Raw genomic sequence first — 18,162 nt, forward strand, 5'->3', positions numbered from 1 at the left:
GCCAAACAGCCAGGCCCATATCTCTGTGGGCTTGGTTTAACCGCCACAACTCACTGCGAAATTCCGCGCCGATATAAGCTCTGGCAGTTTACAGTTCCTTACCCTCAACAGGTGCAGCCTGAATAAACACATCGTACAATCTATGTCATCTTGCGGACATAATTCTCTGCATTCGAGATAACCACTATACGGATAATTATTATTGCTATGCCTGCCTCAGTGATCTCTCTTACCTACCGCACTTTGCTCTGCTGCTTTTGTGTGGTGTTGATAAGCGCTTGTTCCGATACAGCCCCCGAAGCCAGTGGGCGCGGTGGTATTCAGCCCAAGCCGGTGATTGCCGCGCAAGTGGAAACCAGCCCCGAGCAAGTTAAGGTGGAGGCGGTTGGTACATCGCGAGCGGCCAGCTCGGTGGCAATACGGCCACGAGCCGCCGGTCAGGTAGTGGCTGTGAAGGTTAAGCCGGGGCAAAAGGTCGCGGCGGGCGAGGTGCTGTTTGAACTGGATAGCCGCAATGAAGCTCTGGCGCTGCGCAACGCCGAGGTAGAGCTGGCTGATGCCCAGCGGTTGTTAAAGCGCTATCGCCAGTCGCAAGATAGTGGAGCGGTCACTCAGTCAGACCTGGACGATGCGCAAAGTGCTGTTGCCCGGGCTCAGATTGCGGTAGAGCGCGCCGCCGTTGAGTTGGAGTACCGCCAGGTTCCTGCGCCGTTTACGGGCATTGTGGGGCTGACGGATATCGACCCCGGGGCCTGGGTGGATACTAATACGGTACTGACCACTCTCGACGATCGCTCCAGCCTGTTGGTGACCTTTGTACTGCCCGAGTTGTTGCTTAATCAAATCGAAGTTGGGCAGCCGTTAGAGCTTGCCACCTGGCGCAAGGATGCGGTCGAGGCCGCAGGGAAAGTTGTGGCTATCGATAGCCGGGTGAGCGAGGCCGAGCGCACTTTCAAAGTTCGCGCCGTGGTTAACAACCCCAACGACCGCTTGCGCCCCGGTATGAGCTTTCGGATTTCACTCAACCTAACGGGCAACGATTATATTTTGGTGCCGGAATTATCACTGCAATGGGGCCCGCGGGGCTCTTTTGTGTGGGCGATTGTCAATGGTGTCGCCGAGCGCCAGGTGGCGACGATTGTCCAACGCCGCGCGGGCAAGGTGCTGGTCGATGCCGATTTGAGTGCCGGGGCTCTGGTCGTGCTTGAGGGGATTCAAATGGTGCGCGAGGGGTTGCCTGTTGCCATTGCTCAAACTGTGAATGTTAACGGAGTTCCCGTTGGGTCGAATCAGTCTGAGGTGAGCGGTGAGTGATTTACAAGAAGACCTGCATAAAGAGGATATTGCCAGCCTGAGTATTCGCCGGCCCATTTTGGTGTTGGTGTTAAATTTATTGGTTGCCATTGCCGGTATTGCTGCCGTGATGGCCGTTGAGATCCGCGAGCTGCCGGATGTGGACCGCCCGATTGTTTCGGTGCGCGGCAACTATCCCGGCGCTTCCCCCGAAACTATGGACGCTGAAGTCACTAGTATCGTTGAAGGTGCTGTGGCCCGTGTTTCGGGTATTCGCAATATTCGCTCGTCCAGTGAAGAGAATAATATGCGTCTGCACGTGGAGTTTTCGCCCACGGTGGACCTCAATACCGCCGCGTCCGATGTGCGCGAAGCGGTCAGCCGGGTGGAGCGGGATTTGCCCCCCGATATCGAATCGCTCACCGTGATTAAAGCCGATCCCAACGCCAATCCAATAATTAATTTGGCGCTGGTGAGTGAGACGCTCGACGAACTGCAAATGACCCGCCGGGCAGAGCAAGATCTGATTCCCGAATTGGTGTCCATTGACGGCGTAGCCGACGTGGTGATTTTTGGCGAGCGGCAAAAAGTGTTGCGGGTGGTGATGGACCCCGTACGCCTGGCAAGTTTTGGCCTGGCCGTGAGCGATGTGGCCGACGCTTTGCGCGAGGCTCCGTTCGATGTTCCCTCGGGCAGTTTTCGCTCGGGTGATTTAGAGTTACTGGTGCGCGCCGATGCCTCAGTGGTTACCGAACAGGCCATGGCCGATATAATCATTAAAGAGGATACGCGCTTAGCGGATGTGGCCCAGGTGTTTTTTGCCCCCGAAGATGCCTCTTCCTATGTGCGCTTAAACGGCCTGCCAGTGGTGGGGCTCGGGGTCGTGAGGCAATCGCAATCCAACACTTTGGATATCGCTGAAAAAATTCACAAAGCGGTGGCGCGGATCAACGAGCGCTTCACCGACTTTGAAATGGTGGTGACCGAAGACAGTGCCAAGTTTATTAAAGGGTCGATGCGCGAAGTACTGATCAGTATTTCGCTGACGATCTCCATCGTTATTCTGACCATTTGGCTGTTTATCGGCTCGCTGCGTGTGACACTGATTCCTTCCGTGGCCATCCCGGTAGCACTAATCGGCACCGTGGCGACCATTTGGGCGCTGGGGTTCTCTTTAAATATTTTGACCTTATTGGCTCTGGTGTTGGCCACAGGCTTAGTCGTGGACGATGCCATTGTGGTGCTGGAGAACATTCAGCGCCGGCGCAATCAGGGCCTGGGAGCCAGGGCGGCCGCGGTGCTGGGCACGCGGCAGGTTTTCTTTGCCGTGATTGCCACCACCGCAGTGCTTATTTCGGTGTTTGTGCCGGTGGCGATGTTGCCCAGTACGGCGGGGCGACTGTTTCGCGAGTTTGGTTTTGTACTGGCCTTTGCCGTGGCAATCTCATCCTTTGTGGCTTTATCGCTGGTTCCGGCTATGGCCGCCCGTATTGTGCCTGAGTCGAACAATGAGCCACACCCGGTGCGGGATAAGTTAAAAGCGGTTGGTAACCGTTTGTCGGCCGGCTACACCCGCTCGCTAGACCGAGCACTGGGTCTTGGTATTTGGGTTGTAGTGGTGGCCATGAGCGCGATTGTGGGCGCTGTACTGGTTTATCACAATGTGCCTCAGGAGTTGTTGCCCGAGGAAGATCGCGGCGTTATCTATGTCGATGCCACCGGCCCCGATGGTACCGGACTGGAGTACACCGAGCGCCAGGTCAATGCCATGGAGCAGCGGGTACAACCCCTGCTGGATTCGGGCGAAGCTGCGCATTTATTTTCGATTGTCGGGCGCTACGACCCCAACCGCGGCCGCGTGATTTTGCCTCTGGCCGATTGGGATCAGCGCGATCGCACCCAGCAGGAAATGATGGCCCAACTCGAGGCCCCAATGCGTGAAATACCCGGGGCATTTGTACGGGTTCGCAGCACCAACAGCCTTGGTATTGGCGGCGGTGGCGGCGGTATTGAAATCGCGTTGGTGGGCAGTGATTACGACAAAATTTTTGCCGCCGCCGAGCAATTTGTCGAGGTCATCGGCGAGCGTCTGCCCCAACTGTCGGACCCGGATATTAATTTTCAGCCCACCCAGCCCCAATTGGCAGTGACCATTGACCGGCGCAGAGCCTCGGAACTGGGCATTCCTCTGACTAATATCTCGACGACTTTGCGCGCCATGGTGGACGGGTACGATTTGGTGGATTTGTCGGTGGGGGATGAGGCTATTCCGATTATTTTGGAGTCCTCCGGTGATCAAATTAACGACCCCGGGGATTTGGTTAATTTATACGTCAGCACCGAAGATGGGCGCTTGCTGCCACTGTCGTCGGTGGTGACCATTACCGAAGAGGCTGTGGCGGCCGAGCTGGATCGGCATAAGCAGCGCCGGGCGATCGAAATTGAGATGGATGTGGCGCCGGGCTATGCCTTGGCTTCGGCGGTGGACGATTTGCGCCAGTTGGCTGATACAGAGCTGCCGCCGGGCATTGGTTTGATCTTTTTGGGTGAGGCCGAGACTCTGGATGAAACCTCAAAAGAGGTCGCCATCACTTACATCATTGCATTGCTGGTGGTGTTTTTGGTGCTCTGCGCTCAATTCGAAAGCTTTAGCAGCGCGCTCATCGTTATGCTCACAGTGCCTTTTGGCGTAGCCGCGGCGATATTTGCTCTGTTGTTGACCGGCACCAGCATTAACGTCTACTCGCAAATTGGGTTGGTGATGTTAATTGGTTTGATGGCCAAGAATGGTATCTTGCTGGTGGAATTTGCCGATCAGCTGCGCGACCGCGGGTACAGTGTGATCGAGGCGGTGCGCCATGCGGCCCAAGTGCGTCTGCGGCCTATTTTTATGACCATGATGTCGACTGTATTTGGCGCACTGCCTTTGATTTTAAGTGCGGGTCCGGGCTCCGAGGCGCGCAACTCGATCGGTTGGGTTATTTTTGGCGGTTTGGGTTTAGCCGCGGTCTTTACTCTGTATCTAACGCCTGTGGTTTACACCTTGGTGGCGCGCTGGACCAACCCCCGAGCCGAGGAGGGCGGGCGCCTGGCGGCCGAGCTCGAGCAAGCCCAAGGTATTCCGGATCGTCATGAGGGCTAAGGCGTCCGGTGGTATAATGGGGCTAATTTAATCGTCACAAGTGGTTATCAGGAGCGATATGAAACCTGTTCAAACTCAAATTGAAGCTGATTTACAGCAGCATTTTGCCCCAGCTGTATTGCAGGTGGAAAACGAAAGCCATATGCACAGTGTGCCGCCCAACTCAGAAACACACTTTAAAATCACCCTGGTGAGCGAAGCGTTCGCGGGCAAAAGGCCTGTGCAAAGGCATCAGGCGGTCTACGCCGTGCTGGCCGAGCAAATGGCCGGGCCGGTGCATGCGTTAGCCCTGCATACATTCACCCCCGAGGAGTGGCAAAACGCCCAGGTGCCAGATTCCCCTAATTGCTTAGGCGGCGGAGGCAAGTAATTAAACAGTTTTTTTAGCGCGAGTTGAGCGAAATCAACTCTCGCTGAAAAATACTGGCTGTATAAAAAACAACCCGCTATAATCCCGCCCCCTCGCCGTTTACAACGGTAAAGACTGACCAATCGGAAGACTGAAAACGACTATGAGCCAAATTGTTGTCGCCGCCATGTACAAATTTGTTGAACTACCTGATTACCAAGCAATGCGTGAGCCTCTGCTTGCCGCGTGTGATCGTTTTGGTATCAAAGGCACCTTGCTGCTGGCGGCAGAAGGCATTAATGGCACGGTTTCAGGAACCCGGGAGGGCATCGATCAGCTGCTTGACTACTTGCACAGTGACGAGCGCCTAGCGGATATAGAACACAAAGAGTCGCTCTATCAGGAGAAACCTTTCTATCGCATGAAGGTAAAACTCAAAAAAGAGATTGTGACCATGGGTGTTGAGGGCATAGACCCGAAACAGATTGTGGGCACCTATGTAAAACCGCAGCAGTGGAATGAGTTGATCAGTGATCCGGACGTATTGGTGGTGGATACGCGCAACCAATATGAGTGCGCCATTGGTACCTTTGCCAATGCGGTTGATCCTGAGACCGAAACCTTTCGCGAGTTTCCCGCTTACGTCAAAGATAATCTCGATCCCAGCGAGCACAAAAAAGTCGCGATGTTTTGCACCGGTGGTATTCGTTGCGAGAAGGCATCGGCCTACATGAAAGAGCAGGGCTTCGATGAGGTGTACCACTTAGAGGGCGGCATTTTAAAATACCTAGAAGAAATTCCCGCCGAGCAAAGCCTGTGGCAGGGTGAGTGTTTTGTGTTTGATAACCGTGTCGCTGTGGACCACGATCTACAGCGCGGCCAGTACGACCAGTGTTTTGGTTGTCGCCACCCCATTACGGAAGATGAAAAACGCTCTGAACACTACATGAAAGGTGTGTGTTGCCCGCGTTGTTACGACAAGCTCACCGATGAGCAAAAGACACGTTTTGCCGAGCGACAAAAACAAATTGAACTGGCCAAGGCTCGCAACGAAGCTCATCTCGGGGCCGAACCGCCGGCTCGTCAGAGCAAACAAGCCAGTCGCTCCTGAGATCACGTCGTAAATTTGTCATCTTTACGTGGTAATCTCGGGTTATAATTGTCTGCAACAACGCCGTTTGGCACGAGCTTGTGACTCACTAACAGTGACTGAAGGTGTCCTTGAGGGGACTACGTAAAGGTAAAGTGAATGGATTTTGAACAGTGGCAGGTGGATATTAACGCTGGAGAAGCTCGCCATGAGTGTGGCTTGATTATTCGGGTAGAAGGCGACCCCGCTAACCCATCCTCCGTTGATCCGAACAACTTCCCTAAATCTTTAAGTTTTGTCGACCAGGCCCGGTTGTTGCGCTGTGGCATGGAGGCACTGGCCAGCGCCGCACAAAGTGGAGGCTACCGCTCCAGCACGGGCCCGAGCCCGACTCGGGTCAAAAGCAAAACTGCTCAATCACTGGAAGAAAAAGCGCGCTTGTTTGCCGAAAACCCCGACAAGCCCAAGCGCGCTGTATTATCTTTAAAACGTCGTAAACCGTCCGAGCCTGCTTCTAGCGATTAACCAGCTGGCCGCGCAATTGTAGAACGGTGCGATGTTGCTCAAGCTGCTGCATCATTTGATCGAAATCTTGCTGCGCGATATCCAGACCATTGGTGACAATCACCTCTTTGCTACCGTTATACACTAGCTCATTGAGCTGTTCGGAAACTTTATCGATAGCGCCGAAAATCTTATCGGTGGTGGTTTTGTCGTGAAAGACGCGGCCCTGATCGGTTAGACGCAAGTAATCATCGCACTCCACCAGCCACTCTTTGCGCTGATCCAGCATTTTTCGAATATTATTCATGCCGCCCTTATGGCCGCCCGGCAATTGCGAGGTGCGGTACTTCTCTAGGCTACGATAATCTTGCAGCAGAAAGTCTGAGCGGGTGGTGCGGCAAAATTCTGAGTCAAGGTAGCCCGCAAAATTGACGCCGTGTTCTGTTTCGGCTTGAGCTTTTTTACAGGCCTCATCACAGGCCAGTGCGGAACCACTGAACACCGCTAAAAGCAATAGGAAGGCTTTAACCGGTAGGTGTTTCATAATCGAATACCCTTAGTTGTCGTTTTTGTTATCTAAGTCACACTTTTGGTATAAAGGAGTTTGCTCTTAAGGTCAAGTAATTACATAAACTAAGGCGTTCTTATTCGAAATTGATTCAATTGTTCAAAAATTAATGCGATAGAGTTTTATAAATTGGGGCTGGCTGGGCAGCACAACCCCAGATCAAACTTGAAAAGTGTTTATTTATGCGCCAAGCGCTTTGCCGACCAATGCAGAGACCGAGTCCGGCAGTGGAATCTTAAGTGCTGCAGCGTGTCCATCGGCCGACATTTTATTCCAGGTTTTTTGGATAATACTGATCAGCTTCGGCTCGTCGTGTTTGCGGGCAAAGTCTTCCAGGTAATAGCGAATAAACACCAAGCAAATCACATCCTCCAGCGTCTGCACCTGTGGGTCGCTCTTTAAGCGTTTCTTTTGCAGCATATCGGCAACACTCTGGCAGTCGGCTGCGCTGTAGCCATGATTGTGCATTAAATCGGCGGTTCGCTGGGCGTGATGCACACCGAGTTCGGTACGCCATTTTTTATAGCCGGCACGATCCATTGGGTAGTCACTGCGAGCAATTACCCAGCGTTCAATGTGTTGGGCTCGGGCGGCTATTTGCAATAGCTCGTCGGCATCGGGGGCAAATTCGGACAGCTCGCGGCTCATACGCTGGCCGTAAACCAGCTCTTTAGGACTACCATCCGGCTCTTGATTGGGGTCTTGGCGATTAATATCGTCAATCGTGTTGAGCAGGTCGTGCAGTGGCTTAATCATCAAAATTATCCTTACAGCTTTTGTGGGTTAGGGCCTGAAGCTGCTCTAGGTCATTAATCACAAGGTCTTTGCGGTTAGTGCTGAGGATCTTGAGCTTTTGTAAACGCCCGAAAACGCGGCTGACCGTTTCCAGTGTGAGCCCTAAAAAATTGGCCATATCACTGCGCGACATGGGCAGAGTAAACGCTACCGCCGATAAATTGTGCCGGGCGAGGCGGGCCGAAATGCTCAATAATAATGAGGCTACGCGCACCTCGGCCGAGGTACGGCCAAGCAGGTTGCGTTGTTTCTGATCGGCATTGATTTCTCGACTTAAAAGCTGCAATAGGTTGCGTTGTAGACCGGGCACCTGTCGACTTAGGGCTTCAAGCCGTTGATAGGGAATGGCGCAAACAGAGGTGGTTTGCAAGGCAATGGCCGAATTAACATGCTGGTTATCAGCCGGACCATCGAGTCCGACGACCTCACCGGGAAGGTAAAGTCCGGTGATGTGTTGCTCGCCATCGGTGTTGGTGCTAAAGGTTTTAATGGCGCCCGAGCGAATGGCAAATAAAGCTTTAAATGAGTCGCCTTGGCGATAAATAGCATCACCTTTTTGCAGCGGTTTACCGCGCTCGACAATAGAGTCGAGCTTATCAATATCGGAAAACTCTAAACTTAGAGGCAGGCAAATACTGTTCAGGCGGCAATCACTGCAATGGGTATAGGCCGCGCTATGAGCAGACGTGCAGATTCTATGCTGGTGTTGATTCATCGGGATAGATCCTAAAGCCAAATACCTATAAGTGGTTACCAGTCTACGCGATTGTGCCGCTTGGTTTAAGCAGTTTGAACCCTCAGAGGGTTGGCTCGCTGGAGATGAGGGGCGGTTAAAGCGTGCAGAGGTGCTATGGATGGGAGGTGTCGGCCTACATCACCTCCGGCAAATTAATGTCAATACGGTACCAATGCTGCCAGCGCTTTCCGGTAAGCCAGTAATGACCGGTGCTGGCATCGTAGGCAATACCATTGAGTACATTGTCAGGGTCTTTGTAAGCTTCTTTCGGTACTAGACGGCTGAGGTCTAACTGGCCGACTACCTCGCCGGTGGTGGGCGCAATGGCGACGATGGTATTGGTTTGCCAGATATTGGCCCAGATATACCCCTCGGCAAACTCCAGCTCATTGAGCTTACGCAGCGGTTGGCCATTGCGCGATACGGTCAGGGTGCTATCGAGTTCGAAATCGGGGGCGCGATGAAAATATAAATGTTCACTGCCATCGGAGCGAATGAGATGAGTGTCGTTATGGGTCAGGCCCCAACCTTGACCTTGATAGCGAAATTGGTCGAGTACTTGTCCGGTCTTAGGGTTGAGCCGCCAGCCGGTGTTGTGACGCCAGCTCAGCAGATACACATTGCCTTTAAATACACTGCTACCCTCGGCGAAAATCGGGGCGGATAATCCTAAGCGCCAGTGTGGCTCTGTCTGTGAATTATCGGGGTGGGGTAAGCGCTCGATAAACGATTGCCCCACCAGACCACTGCTGTGAATAAGGTCGCCCTGATAGAACTCTAACCCCTGGGTAAAGGCCGGTGCACGCTTTTGGATTGCAACCAAATCGTATTCAAACCAAGGTGCTTGCGTAACGGCTTGTGCGCTGAGTAAACATAAGCACAGAGATGCGAAAGCGACACGGTGAATCAACGCTGGCAACAATTCTCTTTCCTCTGGATCGATTGACGGTTCATAATACCTTTTATTGTTGTCAAAGACAGTGTTGCTGATTCTTGGTGTTTGTAAAATCGGCATATTTTTTACCACGACAGAACAGGCAGTTGTATGACTCGTTTGCGTTCGTTTATTACTCTAACCTTGCTCGGTGGCCTAACCGTTGTGCTGCCCATTACGATATTTCTATTATTGGTGCAGTGGCTTGTCAGTTTTATTGATAGCGCGATTGAGCCGCTCAGTGCGTGGCTGGCCGGTTATGTCACCGTCAGTGGCCATGTGGCAGATATGCTGGGGGTGGGGCTGATATTGGCCGCTTGTTTTACTATTGGCTTGCTGGTGAAAACCGGTATTGGTCGCTGGTTACACCGCAAGGTGGACGGGTTGCTTTCTAAGCTCGCCCCGGGCTACAGCACTATTCGCGAAATGGTCTCGCAAATAGTCGGTGGCGAGGGCAATGCTTCATTGTTAAACGGTAAAGTGTGTCGTGCTTATATCATGGGCAAAAGCAGCCCCGTGTGTGTGACGGGCATTGTGACTGCCGAGCACGAACAGGGCAGCTATACCGTGTATGTCCCTACCGCTCCGGTACCCACCTCCGGGTTTGTTTACCATTTGCCCGCTGATTGCATTGAGCTGTTGCCCGGTGTGACGGTGGAGTCGGCCATGCGCACGGTGATTGCTTGCGGCAGTGGTTCGCAGATTATCATGGCAGAGGTGGCAGACAAGAGCTCCCAAACAATTGAACCCAAGGAGCATTAAACGCTTGCTGGAGTGTCGGTTATCTACTTAGAGCTTTTCGCTTTGTTTTTGCTCGCGGCTTTACTGCGCCCTTTTTTAGCCGGCTTTTTCACCATCGGTGGAGCCTCGGGGGCTTCTTGTTTGACCTCGCTGTTGGTGACATAAACGATAGCCTCGTTGACCGCCGAGGTGACTTTATCGGCCATTTCTTCTAGCTCCTGCGGCGACATAAAAAAAGTCATATCCACATCAAATCGAATATAGCGCGGGGGCAAGCGGTTGAGTGCCACACAGGCCACGTCGGCGATAAAATCGCGGTCGCCGGCACGGGCTCTTTCGCTGGCTTCGTGAATGGCCTGTACCACATGTTTTTCGTAGTAATTATGAAAAGTGTCCAACTCGTCTTGGCTGATAAACGCGGTATGGCCGGGGGAGGCGAGCATTTGGTCTTCTCCTGTCAACGCAAATAAACTTGAGTATAGACCTATCAGCCGTAGGGCGCACAGTAGCGCCTAGAGCCTGTAAGAGCGTAATGGCTCTTGTGTGTTATTGGCCGCGAATGATCTGGCGCAGTAAAAAGCGCGCCGGGTGCAGCGCCTGAGCTAGCGCGCGCTCTAACGGTAGGGGTTCACGGTTGATCAGGCTGGCTAAAAATTCGGCGGCCAAGGGCGTGTAGGCCAGCCCGCGTGAGCCGTGGCCACAATTGATATACAGCCCCGGCCAGTAGGGAGCAGGGGTATCAAGTCGTCGCCGCGCATTTTGAGCCAAACCGGCAAAGTTTTCTGCCGCCGCCATCGCGTCAACCAGAGGCCCTACCACGGGCAGGTAGTCGGGCGTCGTGCAGCGAAAGGCCGCTCGTCCGTCAAGCGCGGCGCTATCGGCTGGGGCAAGCTCGCGGTGCAACTCCGGGCTGATGGCCCGCAGGTGCTCCAAATTCTCGATATGATCATCTTGGTTTAGGGCCAGATTACTTTGGCCAAGATTAAACGTTGCCCCGACGCAATGCCCACTGGGTGTGCTTGGGGCAATATAACCCCGGCTACACAGGGCTGTTTTAAGCTGGGCACTGAGATTACTGGCGGGTAAAAAGCTGACCTGGCCGCGAATCGGTTTGAGTGGCAGGTGAGCACTTTGGCTAAACTCTTGCGCGGAGTGGGCACACGCCATGATAACCACCCGGGCTTGGGCGATCTCTGTACCTGTCGGACCCAGCGTCTGCCAGTGTTCTTCGTGGCGCTCCAGTGATGCTATGGGTGTGTCTGTGCGCAGAGTAATGGCTGGGTGGTCGAGCAAACTTTCGCACAATGCGTGCGGGTTAAACCAACCGCATCCGGGAAAGTACAAACCGCCTTGTGATAATTCAACACCGGCCAGTTCAGTCGCCTCGGTGGCACTGACCAGACGGCACAGTTCACTCTGCCCCAGTGCGGCTGCCGTTTGGGTCAGTGCCTGGCTTTTGCGCTCGGTATCGGCTAACTGAATCAACCCCGAGCGCTGGCCGTTAGCGGCCTTTTGCCAGTAGGGCCGGTAGTATTGTTGAGCGTAATTAAGTGCTGTTAAATTCCAGCGCGGCAGGGTTTCATCGCGGTGGCTGAGTTTAGCGTAGAGTAGCCCTTGGGGATTGCCCGAGCCTTCTTGGGCGATGTCATGACGGCGTTCAATCACCAAGACTTCCCAGCCGCGCTCGGCCAGTGCCCGCGCGGTATGGCAACCGGCCAGCCCCGCGCCAATCACCAGCGCTGTTTTTACCCCTGCCGGATGAGTGGCCCGCTGCACCACGCCGACCGCACCTTCGCCTTTGCCGGGCGTCACGTTTGTCGGAGCTTGCTGCCAGACGGCCTGAATCATCTCGCGTTTGCGGCCAAAGCCCGGCGTTTTATTAATGCGAAAGCCGGCCGCTTGTAGCCCGCGTTTGACGATGCCGGCAGCGCTGAAGGTGGCCGCTGTGGTCTTTGGGCCGGACAATTGGGCAATGGCGGCAAACAGCTCATCCGACCACATTTGCGGGTTTTTGCTCGGAGCAAAGCCATCGAGAAACCAGGCGTCTACGCGAAAATCTGGCCGACTGTAGGCGGTATCGATGCTCGGTAATAGTTGGGAAAAGCCGGTAGCGGCATCGTTGATGATTAAGGTCAGGTTGACTCGCCCCGCAAAATGCAGCCGGTGAATGCCGGGGCCTAAGTGGCTGGGGTAGGCCGCCAGCAGTTGTTGGCTTAGGCTGGCAAGCTCCGGCCACAACGCCAGTGCGCGGGTAAGATCGCGACGATTGACAGGAAATTTCTCCACACTGATAAAGTGCAGCTGGGCATCATCCGGCGCCTGTTCCAACCACAGCTGCCAAGCGGCCAAAAAGTTTAGGCCGGTGCCAAACCCCGTTTCGGCGATCGTAAAATGCTTGGGCGCTGTGTATTGGCCGAGCTGGACAAAGCGCTCGGTCAGTTGGTTGCTGGCTAAGAACACATGGCGGGTTTCGGCCAGACCATTGTGGCGGGAGAAGTACACATCACCGAAATGGGAGGAGGTGGGCTGACCGTCCTCGCCCCACTCAATGTGGGCAAAAGCGGGTGCCTGAGGGCTGTCACTGGTGTTTTCAATCACAGGCCAAATTCGCGGGTGATTTGCTCGCACCAGCTCTGGATGCGCTGCTCAGACAAGTCAAACTCGTTTTCGTCATCCAGCGCCAGGCCGACAAACTGAGTATCGTTATTGATCAGCGCCTTGGACGCCTCGAACTCATAACCTTCATTGGGCCAGTAACCGCAGGGGGTGGCGCCAAGCTTGGCAACTTTGGTGTGCAAGTAGCCCATGGCATCGAGAAACCACTCCGGGTAGCCAATTTGATCGCCCAGCCCATAGAGGGCGACTTTTTTGCCCTGCCAGTCAATATCGTCGATATCGTCCCAGATTTCGTCCCAATCCTCTTGCAGCTCGCCGTAGTCCCAGGTGGGGATACCCAAAATAATGCAGCCGTAGAATTGCGCTTCAATAATAGGGGTCTCGGCGATGTTGTACACATCGACCAGATGCTCCCCCAGGGTTTGGCGAATTTTGTCCCCCGCCATTTCGGTATAGCAGGTGGAGCTACCGTAAAACAGGGCAATCGGTGCTTTACTCACAGCAACTCCAACCACTCAGGCAGCCAAGCGGCTACTCGTTCGTGTGGATCATCGCCGCTGCTGGCGTCCAGTACCAGTGGCTCGCCGACGCGCTCAGCGCCAATATCGCCCATGGCCTCGTCGATGGCGCGCCCGGCCTCGGCGAAGGTGGCGTAACTGCTATCACCCAGGTTAATCACACCGTAGCGCCGCCCGGCAATCGACGGGAAGTCGCGAGTTAGCTCCAGATATAAAGGCTGAATATTGCCGGGTAAATCACCGGCCCCGGTGTTGGAGGTGCAAATTAAAATAATGTCCTGCGGGTTGTCAGTGATATCCGCCGCCTCGGGCAGAGGATTGACCATCGCAGTATGACCGGCATCGTCGATCAGGTCTTTGGCGGTGGCGGCGACGGACTCAGCAGTGCCCATTTCTGAGCCCACCATGATTTGTATGCGTGCCATATAAAATACCTCTCGCCCAAAAGGGCTGCATGATAAAGCTTTTAGTCGCTAAGGTTAAGCGGGCGGCGCTGCGCCGGCAAAATCCAATTGGCGCCAGGCTTCGTAGACAATCACCGACACCGCATTGGATAAATTCATACTGCGACTGTCCGCCAGCATGGGGATGCGCAATACTTGCTCGGGCGGCAAAGACTCCCGTACATCCGCCGGTAGCCCTCGGGTTTCGGGGCCAAACAACAGGTAATCACCCGCTTGAAACTCGGTATCGCTGGGGCGGGGCTTGCCCTTGGTGCTGAGAGCAAAAATTCGTTCGGGCTTGGCCTCGGCAAGAAAGGTGGGCCAGTCGGCGTAGGTTTTTAAGTCGCGCCACTCGCCGTAGTCCAGCCCGGCCCGGCGCAGGCGCTTGTCGTCGAGTTCAAACCCCAGCGGCTCAATCAGGTGCATCTGACAACCGGTGTTAGCGGCCAAACGGATAATATTGCCGGTGTTGGGCGGAATTTCGGGTTCGAACAATACAATATGAAACATAGCGGTTGGTTTGGCTCTTGGGTCGGTTTTCAACTAGGGTGATCTTATTGGCGACAATTATAATCTATGCGTATTTAAGAGTATCGCTATCTGTGCGCTCAGGGGGTGAACATGCTTATTGTGGCACAGTAGTGAGTCTGTAATGCGCTTATACCTAGTTACACCATATCACCGACACTTCTAGCCTCATTGTTTGAGCACCACCAGCCATTAAGTTTACGGTTTATGGGTTGAATCTAAGCTGGAAGTATCAAGTCATAAAGGGTCTCTCTCTTCTCCTTTTGGGGCATCACCTTCCGAGCTGTTTGTCGGGGGCATTATCTACGGTTTGTATTGGCCTGGCTTTTGCTCTTCTCTATACAAAACCGTATCTAGCCCCATATTGCTCGAAGTGTGCGCCGCTTTTGTGCGTTGCCGCTATATATTGCACGGAAAGTGACGATCTAGTGTTCGGGTGATTTGTGAAATTCGGTGCATGGGGCAGGGCGGTGAATTCTTTTAGCACCAAAAGGTGGCATTTTGACTGAAAAGAAGCAAAGCCTTGTGATTGTAGGCAACGGTATGGCGACCGGGCGCCTGTTGGACGAGCTGATCAAGCGCGATGTATCGCGCTTCAATATTACGGTGATCGGTGACGAGCGCCAGGGCAGTTACAACCGTATTATGCTCTCGCCGGTACTGGCCGGTGAAACCGATGTGCCCGCCATTATTGGCAAACCCTCGGCATGGTATCGCGACCGGGGTATTCGCTTTGTCAGTGGCGTTCAGGTAAAGGCGATTGAGCGCGAGCAAAAGTGTGTACTCACCACCGAGGGTAATCGCCTGCGCTACGATCACTTAGTGCTGGCGGTGGGGTCGCGCCCGGCTAAAATTCCCGCCGAAAATCAAGCGCTGGAAAAAATCTACAGCTTTCGTACCTTGCGCGATGTGGATCGCCTGCTCAATGTGGCGCGCTTTCACGATCGCGATGCCCGCCCAACCGATACCGATGCCCTGGTCATTGGCGGCGGGCTGCTCGGGCTAGAGGCCGCCTACGGTTTGGCATTGAAAGGCTTACGGGTAACCCTGGTACACCGCTCTGGATGGCTGCTCAACCGCCAGCTGGATAAAACCGCCGCGGGCTATCTGCAAAAAGTGCTGGAAGCGAAAAATATCCAATTTATCTTGAGCGATGAAGTGGTGCGCTTTACCGGCTCGCACGAATTAAAAGCGGCGGAGTTTAAATCTGGCCGCACACTCAGTTGTAAGCTCTGCGTGATTGCCACCGGCATTACGCCTAACAAAGAGTTGGGCTTGCAGGCGGGCTTGAAAGGCAATCGCGGGGTAGCGGTCGATGCCTATATGGCCACCTCCGACAATAGCATTAGCGCTATCGGCGAGTGTGTCGAGTTTAAAGGGGCCACCTTTGGCTTGGTGGAGCCTATCTGGCATCAGTGCACCACACTGGCCGAGCGCCTTTGTTATAACCTTAAATTGCCTTTTGAAAATAGCGCCGTTCCCACCAAGCTTAAAGTTTCGGGGGTGAATTTATTTTCCGCCGGTGATTTTCTAACCTCTGACGAGCACCGCGAGTTGCTTTACTGCGATGATAATGCCGGCATCTACCGAAAAATTTTGCTGCGCGATAACCGCATCGTCGGCGCGGTACTGTTTGGCGATACCCGCGACGGGCAAGACTATTTTGCCATGTTGCAAAGCAAGCGCGATGTCAGTGATATTGCACCTTTTTTATTAATGGGGCGCGCCTTTTACGGCACCGAGCCCGATCAAACCGCAGCCGCTTAAATCTATGACTTTATCCGCTCAACTGATTGTGTCAGACGCCGACGCCGAACCTAGCCAAACGGTCAACACCACCTGCTGTTATTGCGGTGTGGGCTGCGGTGTTAGTGCCGAGGTAAAAAACAACCAAGTGGTAAGCGTGGCGGGCAATCAGTCGCACCCGGCCAACCTGGGGCGGCTGTGTGTTAAAGGCTCGTCGCTGCACGAAACTCAGGCCTCGCCCGATCGTTTATTAACCCCCATGTTGCACGGCAAGCCCAGCGATTGGGACAGCGCACTGGGTTACGCCGCGCAAAAATTTCAGGCCATTATCGATGAACACGGGCCGGATGCGGTTGCCTTTTATTTGTCCGGCCAGCTGCTGACCGAAGACTATTACATCGCCAATAAATTGATGAAAGGGTTTATCGGCACCGCCAATATCGACACCAATTCGCGCCTGTGCATGGCCTCGGCTGTGGTGGCGCACAAGCGCGCCTTTGGCGCCGATACGGTGCCCGGTTGCTATGAAGATTTAGAGCAAACCGATGTATTGATTTTAGTCGGCTCCAATACCGCCTTCGCCCACCCGGTGGTGTATCAGCGCATTGTTAAGGCCAAAGAGCTGCGCCCCGAGATGAAAATCATCGTGCTTGACCCACGGCGTACGGCCACCTGCGAAATAGCCGATATTCATCTGCCGTTAAAACCGGGCTCCGATGCCTTCTTTTTTAATGGTCTGCTGCAATATTTGCATCAACAGGGCCACACCCATCACGATTACATCACCGCGCACTGCAATGGTTTTGAAGACGCCTTGGCCGTCGCGGCAGAACAGGTGCCGAGCACACAAGCGGCGGCGGATATTTGCCAGCTGCCCGCCGCCGATGTCGAACAGGTGTACCGATTGTTTGCCGAGCACGACAAGGTAGTCACTGTTTTTTCTCAGGGGGTTAACCAGTCATCCTCCGGGGTAGATAAAGGCAATGCCCTGATCAACTGCCACCTGGCGACCGGCAAAATCGGCAAGCCGGGGGCCACACCTTTTTCCATTACCGGCCAGCCCAATGCCATGGGCGGGCGCGAGGTGGGCGGTCTTGCCAATCAGTTGGCCGCGCACATGGGCTACGACAGTGCCGAGAGTGTTAAGCGCGTAGAGCAATTTTGGCAGGCGCCGAACATGGCGCAAAGCGAAGGCTTAAAAGCGGTGGATATGTTCGACGCTATCGCCGAGGGCAAAATCAAAGCCGTATGGGTTATGGCCACCAACCCCGCGGTGACCATGCCCGATGCGGGCAAGGTGCGCGCCGCACTGCAGCAATGTGATTTAGTGATGGTCAGCGATTGCATTGGCAATACCGATACCGCCAAGCTGGCCGATGTGGTCTTGCCGGCGTCTACCTGGAGTGAAAAAAACGGCACAGTCACTAACTCCGAGCGCTGTATTTCCCTACAGAAAGGTTTTTTAGCGCCCCCGGGCGAGGCACTGCACGACTGGCAAATCATCGCGCGCTTTGCCGCTAAGCTCGGCTATGGGGCGGCGTTTAACTACCGGCACCCGGTAGAGATATTTCGCGAACACGCGGCACTGTCGGCGCTGGATAACAACCCCAGCGCCGGGCGGCGCGGGTTTAATATCGCCGCCATGGCCAATATCAGTGAGCAGGCTTACCAATCGCTCGCGCCCATTCAGTGGCCCGTAACCGACGCGGCACCCACCGGCACCAAACGCCTATTCGCCGATGGCAAGTTCTTCACCCCCGATCAGCGCGCGCGTTTTATTCCCGTTAGCGCCCGCTTGCCTGTGCAAGCGCCCGCGCCGGATCAGGTCATCATGAACACCGGTCGCATACGCGATCAGTGGCACACCATGTCGCGTACCGGCACAGCCGCTAAATTGCTCGGTCATGTGGATGAACCTTATATCGACATTCATCCCGCCGATATCGAGCGCTTTGGACTTGTGGCCGGTGATTTGGCCGTGCTGAAAAATCGCGGCAGTGTTTTCTATGGCCGGGTTAAACCCGCAGACACCCAGCGCCCGGGCGAGGTGTTTGTGCCTATGCACTGGAACGGCAAATACGCCTCCGCCAGTTGCGCCGACGCTCTGGTCAATCCGTTTGTCGACCCTATTTGTGGGCAACCGGAATTTAAGCATACCC

17 protein-coding genes are annotated in these 18,162 nt (G+C 54.4%); 8 read left to right on the top strand and 9 right to left on the bottom strand.

Annotated features, from left to right (window positions below):
* Window positions 1-207 precede the first annotated feature (207 nt).
* The 5 genes from Q4526_RS02515 to Q4526_RS02535 all read left to right on the top strand — a co-directional run bounded on the left by Q4526_RS02515 (window position 208) and on the right by Q4526_RS02535 (window position 6,399).
* Window positions 208-1,314 (top strand): efflux RND transporter periplasmic adaptor subunit, encoded by a 1,107-nt coding sequence (locus Q4526_RS02515; protein ID WP_215975160.1) that lies wholly within the window; start codon window positions 208-210, stop codon window positions 1,312-1,314.
* Window positions 1,307-4,435 carry an efflux RND transporter permease subunit gene (locus tag Q4526_RS02520; protein ID WP_215975161.1) on the top strand — a complete coding sequence of 1,043 codons (3,129 nt, stop codon included), beginning with the start codon at window positions 1,307-1,309 and terminating at the stop codon, window positions 4,433-4,435. The genes Q4526_RS02515 and Q4526_RS02520 overlap by 8 nt, the downstream gene beginning before the upstream one ends.
* A 58-nt stretch (window positions 4,436-4,493) precedes the next feature.
* The gene (locus Q4526_RS02525) at window positions 4,494-4,805 is read left to right on the top strand and encodes a BolA family transcriptional regulator (RefSeq protein ID WP_215975162.1); all 312 of its coding nucleotides are present in this window, start codon (window positions 4,494-4,496) and stop codon (window positions 4,803-4,805) included.
* A gap of 142 nt (window positions 4,806-4,947) precedes the next feature.
* Window positions 4,948-5,895, top strand: coding sequence for a rhodanese-related sulfurtransferase (locus tag Q4526_RS02530; protein ID WP_215975163.1), 948 nt, complete (start codon window positions 4,948-4,950; stop codon window positions 5,893-5,895).
* A 138-nt stretch (window positions 5,896-6,033) separates the two neighbouring features.
* A complete protein-coding gene (locus Q4526_RS02535; RefSeq protein ID WP_215975164.1) occupies window positions 6,034-6,399 on the top strand; it encodes a hypothetical protein in 366 nt (121 codons plus the stop codon).
* On the opposite strand, the gene Q4526_RS02540 is transcribed toward Q4526_RS02535, so the two are convergent.
* The 4 genes from Q4526_RS02540 to Q4526_RS02555 all read right to left on the bottom strand — a co-directional run bounded on the left by Q4526_RS02540 (window position 6,389) and on the right by Q4526_RS02555 (window position 9,399).
* Window positions 6,389-6,922 (bottom strand): hypothetical protein, encoded by a 534-nt coding sequence (locus Q4526_RS02540; protein WP_215975165.1) that lies wholly within the window; start codon window positions 6,920-6,922, stop codon window positions 6,389-6,391. The two genes, Q4526_RS02535 and Q4526_RS02540, sit on opposite strands and share 11 nt — an antisense overlap.
* A 204-nt stretch (window positions 6,923-7,126) precedes the next feature.
* Entirely contained in the window at window positions 7,127-7,702 is a 576-nt protein-coding gene (locus Q4526_RS02545) for a DUF4202 domain-containing protein (RefSeq protein ID WP_215975166.1), read from the bottom strand.
* Window positions 7,695-8,456 (bottom strand): fumarate/nitrate reduction transcriptional regulator Fnr, encoded by a 762-nt coding sequence (gene fnr, locus Q4526_RS02550; protein WP_215975167.1) that lies wholly within the window; start codon window positions 8,454-8,456, stop codon window positions 7,695-7,697. Before fnr ends, Q4526_RS02545 begins: the two co-directional genes overlap by 8 nt.
* 154 nt (window positions 8,457-8,610) lie before the next feature.
* Window positions 8,611-9,399 (bottom strand): glutaminyl-peptide cyclotransferase, encoded by a 789-nt coding sequence (locus tag Q4526_RS02555; RefSeq protein WP_303609515.1) that lies wholly within the window; start codon window positions 9,397-9,399, stop codon window positions 8,611-8,613.
* A gap of 123 nt (window positions 9,400-9,522) precedes the next feature.
* On the opposite strand from Q4526_RS02555, the gene Q4526_RS02560 reads away from it, so the two are divergent.
* The gene (locus Q4526_RS02560; RefSeq protein WP_215975169.1) at window positions 9,523-10,173 is read left to right on the top strand and encodes a DUF502 domain-containing protein; all 651 of its coding nucleotides are present in this window, start codon (window positions 9,523-9,525) and stop codon (window positions 10,171-10,173) included.
* 23 nt (window positions 10,174-10,196) lie between these two features.
* Here Q4526_RS02560 and Q4526_RS02565 read toward each other — a convergent pair whose 3' ends face one another.
* From Q4526_RS02565 to trmL, 5 genes are all read right to left on the bottom strand, one after another.
* Complete coding sequence (locus tag Q4526_RS02565) at window positions 10,197-10,595, bottom strand: late competence development ComFB family protein (protein WP_215975170.1); 399 nt, start codon at window positions 10,593-10,595, stop codon at window positions 10,197-10,199.
* A gap of 103 nt (window positions 10,596-10,698) precedes the next feature.
* Window positions 10,699-12,750, bottom strand: a complete 2,052-nt coding sequence (gene mnmC, locus Q4526_RS02570; protein WP_303609516.1) for a bifunctional tRNA (5-methylaminomethyl-2-thiouridine)(34)-methyltransferase MnmD/FAD-dependent 5-carboxymethylaminomethyl-2-thiouridine(34) oxidoreductase MnmC — start codon at window positions 12,748-12,750, stop codon at window positions 10,699-10,701.
* Window positions 12,747-13,268, bottom strand: coding sequence for a flavodoxin FldB (fldB, locus tag Q4526_RS02575; protein ID WP_215975171.1), 522 nt, complete (start codon window positions 13,266-13,268; stop codon window positions 12,747-12,749). Before fldB ends, mnmC begins: the two co-directional genes overlap by 4 nt.
* Window positions 13,265-13,711: a flavodoxin domain-containing protein gene (locus Q4526_RS02580; RefSeq protein WP_215975172.1), complete on the bottom strand. Its 447-nt coding sequence runs from the start codon at window positions 13,709-13,711 to the stop codon at window positions 13,265-13,267. The genes fldB and Q4526_RS02580 overlap by 4 nt, the downstream gene beginning before the upstream one ends.
* 54 nt (window positions 13,712-13,765) lie before the next feature.
* A complete protein-coding gene (gene trmL / locus Q4526_RS02585) occupies window positions 13,766-14,239 on the bottom strand; it encodes a tRNA (uridine(34)/cytosine(34)/5-carboxymethylaminomethyluridine(34)-2'-O)-methyltransferase TrmL (protein ID WP_215975182.1) in 474 nt (157 codons plus the stop codon).
* A 519-nt stretch (window positions 14,240-14,758) separates the two neighbouring features.
* Here trmL and Q4526_RS02590 point away from each other — a divergent pair.
* Together Q4526_RS02590 and Q4526_RS02595 are read left to right on the top strand one after the other, a co-directional pair.
* Complete coding sequence (locus tag Q4526_RS02590) at window positions 14,759-16,024, top strand: NAD(P)/FAD-dependent oxidoreductase (RefSeq protein ID WP_303609517.1); 1,266 nt, start codon at window positions 14,759-14,761, stop codon at window positions 16,022-16,024.
* 4 nt (window positions 16,025-16,028) lie between these two features.
* Window positions 16,029-18,162, top strand: a 2,134-nt coding sequence (locus Q4526_RS02595) for a molybdopterin oxidoreductase family protein (protein ID WP_215975173.1), incomplete at its 3' end; no start/stop codon positions are given.

It is taken from the genome of Gilvimarinus sp. 2_MG-2023 (assembly GCF_030547685.1).
In the GTDB taxonomy this organism is placed as follows: domain Bacteria; phylum Pseudomonadota; class Gammaproteobacteria; order Pseudomonadales; family Cellvibrionaceae; genus Gilvimarinus.

Coding starts and splice junctions, on each gene's coding strand:
- Q4526_RS02515 (WP_215975160.1), top strand. CDS start 208: ATGCCTGCCTCAGTGATCTCTCTTACCTACCGCACTTTGCTCTGCTGC.
- Q4526_RS02525 (WP_215975162.1), top strand. CDS start 4,494: ATGAAACCTGTTCAAACTCAAATTGAAGCTGATTTACAGCAGCATTTT.
- Q4526_RS02530 (WP_215975163.1), top strand. CDS start 4,948: ATGAGCCAAATTGTTGTCGCCGCCATGTACAAATTTGTTGAACTACCT.
- Q4526_RS02535 (WP_215975164.1), top strand. CDS start 6,034: ATGGATTTTGAACAGTGGCAGGTGGATATTAACGCTGGAGAAGCTCGC.
- Q4526_RS02540 (WP_215975165.1), bottom strand. CDS start 6,922: ATGAAACACCTACCGGTTAAAGCCTTCCTATTGCTTTTAGCGGTGTTC.
- Q4526_RS02545 (WP_215975166.1), bottom strand. CDS start 7,702: ATGATTAAGCCACTGCACGACCTGCTCAACACGATTGACGATATTAAT.
- fnr (WP_215975167.1), bottom strand. CDS start 8,456: ATGAATCAACACCAGCATAGAATCTGCACGTCTGCTCATAGCGCGGCC.
- Q4526_RS02560 (WP_215975169.1), top strand. CDS start 9,523: ATGACTCGTTTGCGTTCGTTTATTACTCTAACCTTGCTCGGTGGCCTA.
- Q4526_RS02565 (WP_215975170.1), bottom strand. CDS start 10,595: ATGCTCGCCTCCCCCGGCCATACCGCGTTTATCAGCCAAGACGAGTTG.
- Q4526_RS02580 (WP_215975172.1), bottom strand. CDS start 13,711: ATGGCACGCATACAAATCATGGTGGGCTCAGAAATGGGCACTGCTGAG.
- trmL (WP_215975182.1), bottom strand. CDS start 14,239: ATGTTTCATATTGTATTGTTCGAACCCGAAATTCCGCCCAACACCGGC.